The sequence below is a fragment of the Hymenobacter cavernae genome (assembly GCF_014641455.1).
GTDB lineage: Bacteria > Bacteroidota > Bacteroidia > Cytophagales > Hymenobacteraceae > Hymenobacter > Hymenobacter cavernae.
Map to the genome: position 1 here is coordinate 42,343 of NZ_BMHT01000003.1, position 16,073 is coordinate 58,415.

Annotated in this window: 11 protein-coding genes; 4 read left to right on the forward strand and 7 right to left on the reverse strand. The window is 55.9% G+C overall.

Translation table 11 applies throughout. The features are described from left to right. Window positions 1-195: 195 nt before the first annotated feature. Window positions 196-495, reverse strand: a complete 300-nt coding sequence (locus IEX74_RS08395; RefSeq protein WP_188813088.1) for a hypothetical protein — start codon at window positions 493-495, stop codon at window positions 196-198. Window positions 496-537: 42 nt separating this feature from the next. Then, on the reverse strand, window positions 538-1,053 hold the full coding sequence (locus IEX74_RS08400) for an FUSC family protein (RefSeq protein ID WP_188813090.1): 516 nt from the start codon (window positions 1,051-1,053) through the stop codon (window positions 538-540). Window positions 1,054-1,451: 398 nt separating this feature from the next. Here IEX74_RS08400 and IEX74_RS08405 point away from each other — a divergent pair, with 398 nt between their 5' ends. The 4 genes from IEX74_RS08405 to IEX74_RS08420 all read left to right on the forward strand — a co-directional run bounded on the left by IEX74_RS08405 (window position 1,452) and on the right by IEX74_RS08420 (window position 6,624). Beyond that, complete coding sequence (locus IEX74_RS08405) at window positions 1,452-2,699, forward strand: DUF6807 domain-containing protein (RefSeq protein ID WP_188813092.1); 1,248 nt, start codon at window positions 1,452-1,454, stop codon at window positions 2,697-2,699. Window positions 2,700-2,734: 35 nt separating this feature from the next. Further along, window positions 2,735-4,126, forward strand: coding sequence for a Gfo/Idh/MocA family protein (locus tag IEX74_RS08410; RefSeq protein ID WP_188813094.1), 1,392 nt, complete (start codon window positions 2,735-2,737; stop codon window positions 4,124-4,126). Window positions 4,127-4,271: 145 nt separating this feature from the next. After that, window positions 4,272-5,651, forward strand: a complete 1,380-nt coding sequence (locus IEX74_RS08415; RefSeq protein ID WP_188813096.1) for a putative oxidoreductase C-terminal domain-containing protein — start codon at window positions 4,272-4,274, stop codon at window positions 5,649-5,651. 187 nt (window positions 5,652-5,838) lie between these two features. Then, window positions 5,839-6,624, forward strand: coding sequence for a cupin domain-containing protein (locus IEX74_RS08420; protein WP_229755162.1), 786 nt, complete (start codon window positions 5,839-5,841; stop codon window positions 6,622-6,624). Between the two features lie 159 nt (window positions 6,625-6,783). Here the strand turns inward: IEX74_RS08420 and IEX74_RS08425 are convergent, their stop codons facing one another. The 5 genes from IEX74_RS08425 to IEX74_RS08445 form a co-directional block, all read right to left on the reverse strand. After that, entirely contained in the window at window positions 6,784-8,397 is a 1,614-nt protein-coding gene (locus IEX74_RS08425) for a RagB/SusD family nutrient uptake outer membrane protein (RefSeq protein WP_188813098.1), read from the reverse strand. 24 nt (window positions 8,398-8,421) lie between these two features. Next, window positions 8,422-11,886 carry a TonB-dependent receptor gene (locus tag IEX74_RS08430; RefSeq protein ID WP_188813099.1) on the reverse strand — a complete coding sequence of 1,155 codons (3,465 nt, stop codon included), beginning with the start codon at window positions 11,884-11,886 and terminating at the stop codon, window positions 8,422-8,424. 160 nt (window positions 11,887-12,046) lie between these two features. Then, on the reverse strand, window positions 12,047-13,093 hold the full coding sequence (locus tag IEX74_RS08435; protein WP_188813100.1) for a FecR family protein: 1,047 nt from the start codon (window positions 13,091-13,093) through the stop codon (window positions 12,047-12,049). A 143-nt stretch (window positions 13,094-13,236) separates the two neighbouring features. Next, window positions 13,237-13,836, reverse strand: coding sequence for an RNA polymerase sigma factor (locus tag IEX74_RS08440; protein ID WP_188813101.1), 600 nt, complete (start codon window positions 13,834-13,836; stop codon window positions 13,237-13,239). Window positions 13,837-14,196: 360 nt separating this feature from the next. After that, window positions 14,197-15,975 carry a glycoside hydrolase family 9 protein gene (locus IEX74_RS08445; RefSeq protein WP_188813102.1) on the reverse strand — a complete coding sequence of 593 codons (1,779 nt, stop codon included), beginning with the start codon at window positions 15,973-15,975 and terminating at the stop codon, window positions 14,197-14,199. Between the last annotated feature and the right edge of the window lie 98 nt (window positions 15,976-16,073).

The following is a 16,073-nucleotide window of genomic DNA, read 5'->3' on the forward strand; positions in this document are numbered from 1 at the left end:
GCACCGGGCCTTTTCGGAATCCTGCCCTTACAGCAGTGAATATAAAGATTTCAAATAAAAATTGCAATTAACTGCTTTATTCATAGGCTCTTAGGAAAGTATAAGAAGTGAGGAGCTGGGAGTTAGAAGACCTCAGACATGAGAACTATTTGGCAGGCTAGTCGACACCCTGGCTCCTAGCTCCCAACTTCTAACTCACATCTCCCGCCTGTACACCCGCGTGCCCATGGGCACCTCGGCGGCATCTTCCTGGTTGAGCATTAGGGCCCGCACCGCCACGTTCTGCAAAGCGCCCGGCACCACCGGCCGGAAAACTTCTTCCACGCTCGCGGTGCTGTTCTGCTCGCGGCCGTCGGGCCAAAGCAGCCGCACGGGCAGCTGCACATACAGCTCGAAGGCGAGCAGCTCGGACTCGGTTTCCTCCGGGAAAAGCAGGACACCTAGGCCCGTCAGGGGCAGGCTAGTAGCAACGGTTAGCAGAAGTTCTTGGCTCATTTAGAGAAGATTAGGGAAAAGATGAAAGAGGAGCGGAAGCCGCTATTCCGACAAGGAAGGCGGATTGCGCCATCTACGAATGGTGGAAAAAATAAACCCCAGGGCAAACGCAACGAAGCACCCCAGCAGCACTTCACCCGTGCGCGTCAGGGCAGTGGCGATGGCCTCGCGCCAGGGCGCGTGCTCCATCACGGCCGGCGCCATCACGATGGAAACGGTGGCCGGGGCTAGCTTCCAGGCCGAAGGGTACTGCTTGAACGAGGTGCTGATCAGGACCGAAACCGTGACGCCCACCAGCAACGACCACACCGTGACGCCTACCACAAGAATGCAAACCGCGCCTATCGCGCAGCCCATCACGGTATTAACAATGCGCGAGGTAATTGCATTGCGCAGGTTTCCGAAGTCCGGTTCCGATACGATAATCACCGAAATCAGCGCCCATTCCATCTTTTCCAGCTTCAGCCAATTAAACAAAAGCCAGACAATAGCGCACCCCAGCACCGTGCGAAAAGCATACAGGAGCGACATGGTGGTGAAAGAAACGTACTGCTTCATTCGCGGATACTACTGGAACGGGAAGCTCGGTTAACGGATGGGAGTTGTACTCCGAAGGCCGGCAACTGGTTTTTCCGTCTGGCGCAAGCTAGCTACTCCCGGGCAGCTAACGCTGTGTCTGTTGTGTACCAGAAGTTGCCGTGAATCCAGAAAAATCAGGTCTAATCCCAATAATAAACTATCACAAACGTTTGCAGGAGCCTTGCAAAGGATTGCGCTTAATGCTGCCTTAGTTACTTTTAAGCCGATTGCTTTCGGTCCGCATCTCTTCGCCCTTCGCTTTAGCCTGAAGAAGTCGGCCCGTACGGGGCTGTACCTAGGTCGGGCCGGCGTAGGCAAGGCAACGACAGCCACGAGCAAATCAGCCGGATTTTAAAGCGCCAAGCAGCTAGCTTATTATGACCAACCTAAAGTATCCGCTTCTTTTCCTGTTCTCGGTGATAAGTACTGCCGGGTTTTCGCAAAAAATAGCAACGCTTGAGGTCGACCTTCCGCAAGCCACCAGCAATCTGGCAATTCCGGTTAAAGCCAGCCTGGATGAAATAACGCTTTTGCCGGATTCAGTTTTGAGCCTGGTAGCCGTGGAAGGAGGCAAGCGCACGGCAATACCAAGCCAGATTGAAAACGGCAACGAGCGTTTTATTCACTGGATTATTGATCCGGTAAATGCGAAAAAAGGCAAGCACACCTTTGAATTAGTAAAAGGCGTGAAAAATAACCCGCCTGCTACCATTAAAATAAATGATCAGCAGGGCGCTTTAACAGTTCGCACGGGTGATAAAAACCTGGTGCGCTATAATTATAAAACCATTTACCCGCCGGCCGGAATTGACACGGCATATAAACGAAGCGGCTTTATTCACCCTTTGTGGACGCCGCACGGTCAGGAGCTGACGCGCATTCAGGCGCCCGACCACTACCACCACTACGGTATCTGGAACCCGTGGACGCACGTGCTCTTCGAAAAAGACACCGTCGACTTCTGGAATATCCGCGACCGGAAAGGCACCGTGCGCTTCGCCAACGTGGTAGCTACCACCGATGGACCAGTGTACAGCGAGTACGAAGTGTTGCAGGAGCACGTCGCTTTCAAGCCGGGCGGGAAAGAGAAGGTTGCCCTGAATGAGCTGCAATCAGTAAGGGTGTATCAGCCTAAAGATCAGGATTATTACATTGCCGATGTGACCATCAATATGAGCTGCGCGAGTCCTAGCCCGGTGCTGCTGCTGGCGTATCGCTACGGCGGTTTTGGTTGGCGCACCACCGAAAAGTGGAACAAGGACAATAGCGAGGTGCTGACTTCGGAGGGCAAAAACCGCAAAGAAGCCGACGGTTCCACGGCCCGCTGGTGCATTGTGCAAGGGCAACTTGATAAGGATTACGGCGGCCTCGTGATGATGTCGTACCCGACGAATTACAACTACCCCGAGCCGCTGCGCATCTGGCCCGAAACCATGAACGGCCGCGGCGATATGTTCGCGAATTTTTCGCCAACTAAGAATAAAAACTGGCTGCTCGAACCCGGCAAAACCTACACGCTGAAATACAGATTGATTGTGTACAACGGTCGTTTTACAAAAGAAAAGGCGGAAAGCGGCTGGCAGTATTTCGGTAATTCGCCCAAAGTTGCGGTGAAGCTTAAATAATATTTTCTTCTGATTACTTTAAAATCATAAGCAAAATGAGCGAAGAAAAAGCATCTCAGTTTTCCAGAAGGAATTTTCTGGAAACCTCAGCGAAAGCAGCGGTAGCTACCCTAGCTTTTGGCGGATTCCCGACGATTGTGCCGGCCAGTGTTTTTGGGAAAAATGCGCCGAGCAACCGAATAAATATTGGCGCTATCGGTACGGGCCGAATTTCCCGAATTCACGACATGCCCGGCGTGTGGCAATATGACCAAGCGCAGATTATGGCCGTGTGCGACCTAGATACCCGCCGCGCCGAAGAAGGGAAAATATTAGTCAACGAATATTATTCGAAGAAGAACGGCAAGCCGTACGACGGCGTGAAGGTGTACAACGATTACCACGCCCTGCTACAGAACAAAGACATTGACGGTGTGCTCATTAGCACGCCCGACCACTGGCACGCGCTGATCGGAATGGCGGCGGTGAAGGCGGGCAAGGATGTGTACTGCCAGAAGCCCACGTCGCTGACCATTGCGGAAGGCCGCGCGCTGAGCGACGCGGTGAAAAGCACCGGGCGCATTTTCCAGATTGGCAGTCAGCAGCGGTCTTCCCAGCAGTTTCGCTACGCGGCGGAGCTGGTGCGCAACGGGCGCATTGGGCAGCTGAAAACCGTGTACATCGGCCTGCCCGGCGACCCATCCGGCAACGACGAGCCGCCCATGCCGGTGCCCAAAAATCTGAACTACGACATGTGGCTAGGTTCGACGCCGGAAGTGTACTACACCGAAAAGCGCGTGCACCCGCAGCAGGGCTACGACCGCCCCGGCTGGCTGCGCTGCGAGCAGTTTGGCGCGGGCATGATTACGGGTTGGGGCTCCCACCACGTCGATTGTGCTCACTGGGCCATGAACACCGAGCACACCGGCCCGATTGAAGTGTGGGGCACGGCCGAATTTCCGAAAAAAGGTCTGTGGGATGTGCACGGCCCCTTCAAGACAGAAGGCCTGTATGCCAACGGCGTGCACATGATTATCAGCGACAGTTTCCCGAACGGAATCAGGTTTGAAGGCACCGATGGCTGGATCTTCGTGTCGCGCGGCGATGCGCAAGCCACAGCCAGCGACCCGACCGGCAAAGCGGGTAAAGCGTTGGATGCCAGCGACCCGAAGATCATTCAGTCGGTAATCGGGCCCAACGAGATTCACCTATACGAAAGCAAGGAGCACCACGGCAACTGGCTGGAGTGCATCAAGTCACGCAAGCAGCCGATTGCGCCCGTGGAAGTGGGGCACCGGTCCTGCTCGACCTGCCTGATTCACCACATCGTGATGAAGCTGAAGCGCAAAGTTTACTGGGACCCGGCCAAGGAGCGCTTCAAAAACGACGACGAAGCCAATGCCATGCTCACGCGGCCCCAGCGCAAGCCCTACGCGCTGCCAGGTTGATTTTAAGCTGTTAGCTGTTAGCTGCTGGCTATTAGCTGTTAGCCAACCTAGGTGCCGGTAGAACACTGCGCACCTCTGCGTCTCCTCTGCGCACCTCTGCGGGAAATGACTTCCGCCGTTTTTTAACTGCTTACGCTTAAAAAAAATGAGGAGATTCTTCATTGCCAGCCACTTTCTTTTTCTGACGACCCTAGGTTGCCTGGCACAAAACACCGCTAAATCCAGCGCCTCGGTGCGGCTGGTGACGCTCGACCCCGGCCACTTCCACGCGGCGCTGGTGCAGAAATCGATGTACCCGAACGTCAACCCTAGGGTGCGTGTGTACGCGCCCGCCGGCTCCGACGTGCAGCTGCACCTCGACCGCATTACGGCCTACAACACCCGCGCCGAAACCCCGACGCGCTGGCAGGAGCAGGTGTACACCGGCCCCGATTTCTTCCAGAAAATGCTGGCCGAAAAAGCAGGCAACGTGGTCGTAATTGCAGGCAATAATCAGAAGAAGACGGAGTACATCGCCGGAGCGCTAAAGGCGGGCTTTAATGTGCTGGCCGACAAACCAATGGCCATAAACAGCAAGGAGTTCAAGACGCTGGAAACCGCCTTCGCGACGGCCCAGCAGAAAAACCTGCTGCTGTATGATATTATGACCGAGCGGTTTGAGATAACAACCGTGCTGCAAAAAGAGCTTTCCCGCCTGCCGCAGGTGTTCGGTACGCTCGAAAAAGGAACGCCCGACAACCCGGCTGTGACGAAAGAGAGCGTGCACTACTTCTATAAGTACGTGTCGGGAAGTGTGCTAACCCGGCCACCGTGGTTTATGGATGTGCGGCAGGAAGGGGAGGGCATCGTCGATGTCACGACGCACTTGGTAGATTTGGTGCAGTGGGAGTGTTTTCCGGAGAGAATCCTGGACTACAAGAAAGATATTCAGGTACTTGCTGCCAAGCGCTGGGCCACCGACATGAACCTAGGTCAGTTCAAGACCATCACCAAACTGACTGCTTTTCCGGATTACTTAAAGCGCGACCTGGCTAACGACACCTTGCTGAAAGTGTACAGCAACGGCTCGATTTCCTACAAGCTGCTCGGGGTGCACGCCAAGGTGTCGGTGACGTGGGCCTACAAAGCGCCCGAAGGCGCCGGCGATACGCATCACTCCATTATGCGCGGCACGAAAGCCAATTTAGTCATTCGGCAAGGCGCTGAGCAACAATACAAAACGGCGCTTTATGTCGAGCCTATTGTTAACAACCCGGCTTATGAAAATGCCTTGCAGAGTGAGCTAAAGAAGCTGCAAGCTAGGTATCCGGGCGTGACATTAAAAAAGTCGGCGAAGGGCTGGGAAATGCTGATTCCGGACAGCTACCGCGAAGGCCACGAAGCGCATTTTGCCCGCGTAACGCAGCAATTTTTGGAATACCTGGAAAAGCGCAACATACCCAAGTGGGAAGTGCCCAACATGCTGGCGAAGTACTACACCACCACCAAAGCGCTGGAGCTAGCTTCGCAGAGCCCGAGTGAGTAATAAACCGTCATGTCGACCAACGGGAGACATCTCGCGTGCTATGGTAAACCAAGCGTTGGGTTTCCCACCACAACCTCCGCACGCGAGATGTCTCCCGCGGGTCGACATGACGGTTTATTGTAGTTGAGTTAAACCAAACAGAACCACATTACATTTTCTCCCAGAATTGAATTCAATCACTGCGTATATGAACATGCCTTTGCTTGCCGTCGGCGCTCTTGCTATGTCCGGCTTTATCGTTCAAACGGACGCTTCGCTGCCCTCGGCCGTGTATAGCAGCAATGCCCAGCCGGTGAAAAAAGACGGCGGGCGAGCAAGCCAGCAAATAGCGAAAGGCAGTACCCTCGACCTGGCGGAGCTGGCCATTCACACGTCCACGCTCGGGCCGGGACAGATGAACCATCCGCTACAGGCGTACAATGATGCCGAGGAACTCGTGGTGGTAAAAGAAGGCAGCCTGACGGCCACAGTGAAAGACTCGACCAGGACCCTAGGTCCGGGCGGGCTGGCCCTGATTGTGGCCGGTGATAAGCAAAGCTTCAAGAATACGACGAAGGCTCCGGTGACCTATTACGTGTTGAAATTCAGGGCCAAAGACCCCGTGGATATTCAGCGCGGACAGGCGGGCGGCGGCTCTTTCGTGAAAGACTGGAGTAAGTTCAAAATGGTGAAAACGGAGAAAGGCGAAACCCGTCCCGTGTTCGACCAGCCGTCGTCCATGTTCAAGCGCTTTGATGTGCACGCCACGGTGCTCAATCCCGGCATTGCCAGCCACCCGCCGCACACCCACCGCACGGAGGAAATCATCCTCATGACGAAGGGCAGCGGTGAAATTCTAATCGATAAAACCTCGCATAAAGCGGCGGCGGGTGACGTGGTTTTGCTGCGCTCGAATGTGCCGCACGCCTTCACCAACACGGGCAGCACGGCCTGCGGGTATTTTGCCATTCAATGGCATAGCAACGCTGAATAGCAAGCAGCTGGCCTAGGTTGCAGCGTCGCGGAATTACACGTTTGTTATGCTTCGACCAGCTCAGCATGACACGGCTTTTGATAGCTGCCGATAGCAAAAAGCCCCGCTCTACAACGTGTAGAACGGGGCTTTTTTCTGGGAGACCCTAGGTACCTAGGGCTAATAGCCAGGGTTCTGGGGCAGCTTCCAGCTTTGGGCGTCGTTCAGCGAAATCGGCAGCAGTGGCATGGGGTTCACCGAAGTTTCGGTGGCAACGTGCGACGCCGCCCGGGCCCGTACATCGGCCGGCAAGGTGTTCAGGTAGCGACCTGTGCGCACGAGGTCCCAGAAGCGCAGCGACTCTTCGCCAAACTCTACCCGGCGCTCGTGCCAGATGGCGTTCAGCAGAGCACTGCCCGAAAGGCCAGGCGCCAGGTCGGGTAGGGTGCCGGCTGGGACGTTGGCGGGTTCGTAGGCCAGCGAGCCCAACGTAGTGCCCGGCGGGCGGGTCGACATACGAGCGCGGGCGCGCACCTGGTTCACCAAGGCAATGGCCTCGCCAGGCTTGTTGAGTTGAGCGGCGGCTTCAGCTTTCATTAGCAGGATGTCGGCGTAGCGCATTTTGCGGATGTTCTGCGGGCCCGACTCCGGGGCGTTGGGGGCGATAATAGCCGCCTTGCGGTTGAAGTAACCAGTAGCATTCTGCGTGATATCAACGGGGTTGAGGATACCCAGCACGATGTCGTTGTTCTTGATAATCGTGACTTCCTTACGCGGGTCGTTAGGCTCAAACTCGTCCACCAAGCTCTGCGTGGGGTTGTTGAACCCATAGCCCCAGGTCTTGCGGTTGTTCTGAAAAATATTGTTAGTCGTGCCTATCGAGATGGGACCGTAAGTGTCGTTGGAGGTGGCAAACTGAATCTCGAACAGCGACTCGCTGCTATTCTCGCCAATCTCCTGGTGAATGGCCGCGTAATTGGCCAGCAGGCTGTACTGACCCGACGAGATGATGGTGCTCGTGATGTCGTACACTTCCTGCCAGGTGTGGTTGTTACCATTCACGGTGCCCAACTGATACATGATGGCGCGGGCCAGATAGCCGTTGGCGGCGCCCTTGGTGGCCCGGCCTAGGTCAGCGCCAGCGTAGGCATTCTTCTCAGGCAGCAGGGCGGCAGCGGCCTTCAGGTCTTTCTCGATGAAGGCGTAGGTCTCGGCAATGGTAGCGCGGCTTACGTTGGACGCCTCGGCGGGCGTCACGGTCTTCTCAAACAGCGGCACGCCACCAAAGCCTTTCACCAAGTTGAAGTAGAAATAAGCCCGCAGAAACAAGGCTTCGCCCTTCAAGCGCGATTTCAGCCCCGCGTCGATGGTGCCAGCATCGATGTTGTTAATGACCGTATTAGCCCGCGCAATACCCGTAAAGCTGTGCACCCACAGCGTGGTAACGGTCTGGTTGGACGGCGGAATGTTCCAGGTTTTGAGTTCGATGAGGGGCAGGAAGTCACTGGCCGAGCTGCCTCCTTTTTCGGAATCATCGGTCATCAGGTCTCCAAACATCCATTCGTAGGTTTGGGCCACGTACTGGCCACTGGGGTCGCCCCACTTGGGCCCCTGGTCCCAGGCAGCCACGTCGTACACGGCGTTGATTGCCTGTACGGCATTGGTGGGGTCTTTGAAGAGATTATCCTGGGTAGTGGTACCTAGAGGCTCTTTGTCCAGAAAGTCTTTGCAACCCGGAGCAAGAGCAGTAGTTAGCAGCAGGCCGAGCAATACGGCGGCGCGAGTGGGTTTCATATGAAGAGGGTAGGAAATAGCTGATTAAAACTGAACATTGAAGCCCAGACGGTAGGTGCGCGCCTGCGGGTAGTTGCCGTAGTCCACGCCGTACGACAGGGGGTTGTTGTAGTTAGCTACGGTCGATATTTCGGGGTCGTAGCCCGTGTACTTGGTGATGGTGAAAACGTTATCAACCGAGGCAAACACCCGGGCACCTTTCACCTGAATCTTGTCTAGGAATGTCTGGGGCAGCGTGTAGCCTAGCTCCATGTTGCGGGCACGTAGGTAGCTCGCGTCCTCCACGTAGCGGCTGCTAAAGCGGTCGTTACCGTTGGTGTCGGTCGAGGTCACGCGGGGCTGGTCACTGTTGGGGTTGCTGGGCGTCCAGCGGTCCATGCGGTTCGCGTAGAAGTTGCTCCACACACCCACAAAGTCGGCCGATTTCGACAGGTTGAAGGCCCCACCGTTGATGACTTCGGCGCCCTGCACGCCGTAGAGCAACATCCGGAAGTCGAAGCCCGAGTAGTTCAGGTTCAGCGAGGCGCCATAGCTGAAGTTAGGCGTGCCGCTGCCTAGGTACGTGTTGTCGGAAGCCGTGATGGTGCCGTCGCCGTTAGTGTCCTGGTAGCGCACATCGCCGGGCTTCGCACCGGGCTGCACCAGCCCACCAGCAGCATTTTTATACGCGTCAATTTCGCCCTGATTGTGAAACACGCCCTGGGCTTTCAAGCCGTAGTAGAAGGCTATCTCGCGGCCTACGTCGGTGAGGGTAGTGTTGCCGATCTGCGGGAGCACATTGCCAGCAGCAATGGCATTACCGCCACCTAGGCTGGTTACTTCGTTGTTGATTTTAGTGAAGTTAACCCCTACGTTGTACTGCAGCTTGCCAATGGCATTGCGGTAGCTCAGCGCCAGCTCTAGGCCACGATTGCGCAGCGAACCTACGTTGGCAGGAGCAGGAGCCTGCCCCACGTAGTCGGGGACCGGAGACAAGGCAATCATGTCCTTGGTGCGGCGCTCAAAATAGTCGGCCGTAAGCGTCAGCTGGCTATTAAAAAACTCTGCATCGAGGCCCACGTCGGTAGTGATGGCCGTTTCCCACTTCAGGTCCGGGTTGTTAATCTGGCTGATGGCCAAGCCGGGAGCGGCCACTCCGTTGAAGGAGTAGATCTGGTTGTTGCGCGCTACCGAGGCGTAGCCGTAGTTGGGGGCAGCGTTCTGGTTGCCTACCTGGCCGTAGCTGGTCCGTAGCTTCAACACTGACAAGTAGCTTACATCCTTGAGGAACCGCTCATTGGAGATGTTCCAGGCCGCACCTACCGACGGGAACGTGCCTGTGCGCACTGGCCCGAGGAACTTCGACGTCTGGTCGAAGCGCAACGTACCCGTCACGAGGTAACGGTCGCGGAAGTTGTAGTTAGCCCGGCCGAAGTAAGAGGATAAGCTACCGTCGTACTGGCTGCTGCGCACCACGTTGCCGGTGCTGCGCGAGGCCGAAGCGTATTGCAGCGAAGCATCGAGCGGCACGTTGTAAGCCGTGATGGAGATGCCGTTGCCGTAGCCGCGTTGCGCCTCCTGGCCTAGGGTAAAGGAGAGGTTGCTGTTATCAGCAAACGTTTTGTTGTAGTTGAAGTAGTTCGACCACACCCAGCTCACGTTTTCGTTGCGCGTTTCGATGAGCGCGCTCTGGGCCCGCTGGTCTACCGGGCCGATGTAGTACTGCGGCTGGTATACTTTGGGGTGGTTGTTGAAGTAGTTAATGCCGAACGTGGAGCGGAACGACAAACCCTTAAACAGCGAAACATCGAGGTAGCTGCTGGTGAATAGGTTGTTGTTCTGAAGCTTGTTATACTTCTGCTCGTCGAGGAGACGCGGCACGTTCAGCGCGTTGCGCGTGATGACGTCGTCGTTGTAAGTCCCGTTGGGGCCGAACGGGTTGAGAACCGGGTTTATTTGCTGCGCATATTGCAGTATCGTGTAAGGCTGCGAGCCCCCCTGACCATCGCCGCTGCCCGTCTGGTTGTTGTTGGTAAACGTAGCCGCCACGCCCGCCTTGATGCGCTTGGTGAGCACCACGTCGTCGTTCACCCGAATCACGAACTTCTTAAAGCCCGAATTCTTGATGATGCCGTTTTGCTGAAAGTAGCTGCCGCTCACTAGGTAGCGGTTTTGCTCGGAGCCGCCCGAGGCCGATAAACTGTAGTTGGTAATTAAGCCCTTCTGCGTTACCAAATCTTGATAATCAACACCTTCAGCGTTAGTAGCAATAGCTTCTTGCAACCGCGAGCCGTAGTCGGGCAGCGGCTTCCCGGCATTAGTGAAGGCCTCCGTCACGAGCGTCGCGTACTGGGCGGCGTTGGTGAGGGGCAGCGTGCGCCGGATTTGCTGAAAGCCGGTGTAGCCAGAAAAGTTGAACTGCGTGGCACCCGCCTTGCCGTGCTTGGTGGTGATAAGTACCACTCCGTTTGCCCCGCGCGAGCCGTAGATGGCTGTGGCTGAGGCATCCTTCAAAATCTCGGTCGACTCGATGTCGGCGGGCAGCAAAAAGCCGATGTCGCTGGTCTGGATGCCGTCCACTACGTACAGCGGGTCGCTGTTATTAATAGTGCCCACTCCCCGCACCCGAATGCGGGTGCCCGAGCCCGGCTGGCCGCTGTTAGAAGTCACTTCTACGCCGGCCACGCGGCCTTGCAGCGCCTGCACAGGGTCAGAGGTAGCTACTTGCGTGAGCTGCGCGCTGGTAACCGAGGCCACGGCGCCCGTGAGGTCACTCTTGCGGGCAGTGCCGTAGCCAATTACCACTACTTCGTTCAGGGCCTGCGTGTCTTCGGCCAGCGTCACGGTCAGGTTGCTGGTGGCACCCGTCACGGGCACTTCCTTACGCGTGAAACCCACGAAGCTGAATACCAGCACGCCGTTCTCAGGAGCTTGCAGCGTGAAGCTGCCATCCGGACCGGTGCCCGTACCCGTGCTGGTTCCTTTTACAACAACCGTTACGCCGGGCAAGCCTGAGCCTTTTGCATCTACTACCCGGCCGGAGACGGTCACATCTTGTCTATCAGAAACGTTTGCAGAATTGGTAACGTTTGCGGACGTGGACCGGGAAGGAACACGCAAGACCACGCGGTCATTGCTGACTTCGTACTGAATTTTTAGCGGCGACAAGACCTCATCCAGCACTGTTGATAAGGGCGCTTCTTTCGCCTGTAAGCTTACTTTGCGCTCAGCACCAATAAGTTGCTGGCTATACACAAAGCGGATGTTGGCTTGCTTGGCAATTTGATTCAGGATTTCCTTAATCGTTTGCGCTTGTACCTGTAATGTAATTTTGCGTTCCAGCACAGTCTGAACCGCTAGCGGGTGCGTAACCAGAGCTGGCTGATCTGTGGTAAGCGGGCGGGCTGTTGCCACACCCACTGGCAAGCCGACCATCACCGTATGGAGCAAAAGTGCTTTGATGGTAGCCCTGGACCAAGAGGGTGGGGGAAGATGTACTGATTTTTGCATGGGGATGTAATGGATTGTGGTGGGACTAAAGAAAAAGCAATACAAAGGTCAGTGCTCTGCAAGGCGCTGACATTCAAATATCTGCTGCAATAGGTGGCTTCCTGAGCAGGAAGGGTAGGGTAGAACCGGAAAAGACTCGAAAAGAACGGACCACGGAAGCCTAGCTTCCTGGTTTCATCTGACAACCATCACTGTGAATTATCACCTGCGCATCGGACAGGCTATAGTAGGCACCCAAAGACTTGCACAGCAAACCTAGCTTTTCAAACAGGGGCTCATTATAAAAGGTGATGCTAACCGTGCAGCCGGCCAGCTTTGCTTTATCATATACTATATCTACGCCGTAGGCCTTTTTCAAAGCGGCCAGTACTTCCGTCACGGGGCGTTCCTCAAACTCGAAGGACTGCGGCACCAGTACTACCGGCTTGTCGACCAACTCCTTCTTTAAATGGCGGCTCGCCGCCGAATAAACGACTTGCTGGTTGGGCAGAAGCAGTATGCCCGCTGCGGCCGGATGCGCAGGTGTGGCTTCCAGCTTGGCATTCTTGCGGGCCTGCACGGCTACTTTCCCTTCCCGCACTGCTACCGAAGCTAGGTTGCTGCCCGCGTAGGCTTTCACCCGGAAGCTGGTGCCCAGCACCGTCGTAACAACTTGCTTGGTGAACACTAGGAACGGGCGCGCCGGGTTCTTGCTCACCTTGAAGAATGCCTCGCCCTCCAGGTGCACCTCGCGCCGGGGACCGTCGAAATTGGTATTATACCGCAGGCGGCTGCCGGGGTGCAGCGTAATCTGGCTGCCGTCGGGTAGCTGAAACGCTTGCTCCCGCTGGGTTGCGTTGGTGCGCAGCGTCCAGCCGTTCGCCAGGGTTACCCCGTCGGAGAAAGGGAAGCCTTGGAAGTGCTTGGCGTAAGGAGCCAGCACGCTGAGGGCTAACGCAAACAATACCAGTGCGGCCGCCACCCGAAGCGCCGGAGCCTGCCAGAAGCTGGCTGGGTGGCGCACCACGCGGGCCTCCGGCACAGACTGGGCTTGGGTGAGCCGGTGCCAGATGGCATCCTCCACGGCCTCCTGATTCTGGCTGCGCAACGAGTGCGCGTCTGCTTCCTCCAGGCGGTCGTACCAGCGCTCTACCAGCACCTGCTCTTCGGGCGTGCAATGGCCATCGAGGTAGCGCTGAAGTAAGGTATGGAATTCGGCTTCCGTCACGGGGAGAGAGGATTTAGGCGGGCTTCTACTTTACAAGTCAACGAACTTGCCCCTAGCCCTAAACCCAACAGTACTTTTTTCTTAAAAATATAGACAGCGATTAGCAGCGCAATTGATAATATCCTGATTGATAATGAGTTAATTTATTGCAAAAAAATGAATAAAGGCAGAATGGCCAGCAAAAAATCGCGCAGGTAGCTACGCAGGAGCTTCAGCGACTTGGTCAGGTGGTATTCAACCGACTTCTCCGAGAGGTTTACGCGCACTGAAATCTCGGGTACGGTGTAGTGCTCAAGCCGGCTAAGCTGAAATACCTCCCGCGACTTCTCAGGCAGCTTGCCCACACCAGCCAGAAAAGCCGCGCTTAAGTCGCTCAGGGCTAGGTTATTTTCCGTGTCGGTATCGGCTTCGGAGGTGCTGAGGCGACAGTAAAGCTCGTAGCCGGCCTTTACTTTTTGGGCTTTTATGTAGTTGATAATCCGGTATCGAATCGCGGAAAACAGGTAAGGCTGTAGCTCCTGCACCTGATGGCTGGCGCGGCGGCTCCAGAGGTCCGCGAATAAATCCTGCACCAGCTCTTCCGCCACTTCCCGGCTACCTAGCTTTTGGTAAGCAACGGTGAATAGCCGGTAGGAGTAGCGCTTGTAAATCTCTGCGAAAGCGCCTTCATCATCTGCCCGCAATGCACCCAGCAGCGCAGCATCCGGGTGGGAGGCATACATGCGAATAGGATAAGATTTCACAGAATTAGGATCTAAAAGAACAGGATTAACAGCGAATATACAGTTAGATGCCAGATTATTGCTACGTAAGCGCTTGGTTGTTTTTTGCTAAAGATGATTTTCTTAATGAATAGTATAAATAATTGCCGAAGACTCACAAATTAGACAGTAAGTACTACTGCCAACTAAGTGTACAGGTTGTTTTTTTAGTGATTGTAAACTGAACGGCTTCTTGTAGCAATTTAGCATAGGCTCTCAGACACAAACGCAAAGTGCGGCCTCTGAAAACCAGGGCCGCACTTTTTAGAATTCGGCAAGCGGAAGTTGGCTCAACTACTTATCGAGAAGTGAATTACCTGCCTGCTACCAAGTAGGAAAGCTTTACTTGGTAGTTGCGGTAGGAGAGAAGCTAGCCTGCACCTGCAATGCTTCCAATGCTCCCGCCAAGTACACCAGTGGGGCGTTCCAGTTGATGGCAATTTCATTGGAAGCATAGGAGCAAACATCGTCGGCGTAGGTTGTGGCGGGCAGGCTCGATGTGTACTGGCAGCCATCCTGGCGGCCGGGGTTCGGACCACCCACCAACAGGCCCGGAACCGGAGCTAGCACGCCATCTGCTTCCGAAAGCCGGTGGTGCGGGTGCTGCGGCGATTTGGCGCCGGTGCCTGTTACAAAGCAGTAGCCCGTAGCATTGCGGCCTAGCAAATAATCTAGGTTCGTAAGAGCGGCCAGCGCGTATTTCTTGTCGCCGGTAAGCTGGTAGGCTTGGAGCAGGGCAATGCCTTGGTTGGCGGCGTTGGAGCTGCTGCCCCAGTTGAAATCGGCGGCGGTTTTTCCCATCACGGTTTGGTAGGCGCGCGTGGTGGCGCCCGCGGTCAGGTTATCCGCCAGCGTGATAAGCCCCTGCCTGAGCTGGCCTAGGTCCTTCTGAGCGAGGGGCGTCAGCTCCGATCTGAACCGAGCCAGGGTATAATACGCCAGGGTACGAACCTGATTCCAAGTAGGTAATGGCGTTTTATCACCCGGAAACAGCTGCACGGCTTTGTAGTAGTTCTCCTGTTTGGTGGTTGCGTACAGCTCGGCCGCCGCCCAGACAAACTCATCCTGCACGTCCTGGTCGCCGTAAGCGCCGGTGCTGATGGCGGGCTGAAACTGCTTGTTTAGGGCCTCCTGCTGGTAGTAGACGGTTGGGTGCTGTTGGGCCCACTCCCAAGCCTTAGTCGAAGCTTGCAAGCACGAATCGGCGAGGCCGGGAAGCGGCTGGTTGAACTTCCGAAAAATACGGCTGGCCTGCGCCATCACAGCCGCAAAATCTAAGGTAGCCGCTGTGCTTTTCTGCACCACATAGCGCGGCGTACTGACCTGATCGGGCATGACCATGCCGTCGAATTTGGCATTGGTGAGCTTGTGGTACACGCCGCCATCGGCAGGGTCTTGCATAGCGAGCAGCCAGCGCAGGTTCCAGAGCGATTCGTCTAAAAGGTCTGGAATGGCATTTTTGCTCTCCGGGATTTGCACGTTGAGTTGCGTGGTGTAAGCCGGAAAGTCTTCGTAAAGGGAAAGCAAAGTGCCGAGCGTAATGCCCGAGTTGACCACGTATTTATTGTAGTCGCCGGCATCGTACCAACCACGCGGGGCGGAAATGAGGGTGCCAGTTGGCCGCTGCGCACTAGCCGCGGAGCCGTGCACGAGCACTTGGTTGTCGGGGTGGCCTAGAGGGCGGCTCCACTGTCCGGCGTACGTCGGCGGCAAGGGCGTAGCAGTCCGTTGGTAATAAAAGCCCTTGAGCGACGCCCGCGCCACACCCTCGTGCACGCCCGGCCGAATCTGAAATGAGTGCGAAAACCCTAGCGAAGGAATCCAGATGACAAACGTGCCCACTGTTTTGCAGCCCGAAAAATCAGCTATGCGGGTTTGCTGCCCGGCCAGGGCATCGTTGCGCTGAGGACCTAGCTGCCCCGTGAAAACAGTGGTCTTCCGGTCGGGGGTGGTGATGAAAAACTTGCCCACAACTGTCCCGACTACCACGGCCACCTTTGGCGCCAACGGGTAAAACCCGACCTGGTTCAGGCGGATAGCTTCGGTGAGCTGCTGCCCGCGCACCGACAAGGACAGTACAAGCAACAGACTCAGCCACAAAGTGCTCTTAGATAGCGACATAAGAAGAAATTTGAACTAGCGCGGTTCCCCGCCTTGTGTACGTGTAGTGCGGAGTCTATCGTCTGCGCTACATGAGATGGCACGGACGATAACCTAGG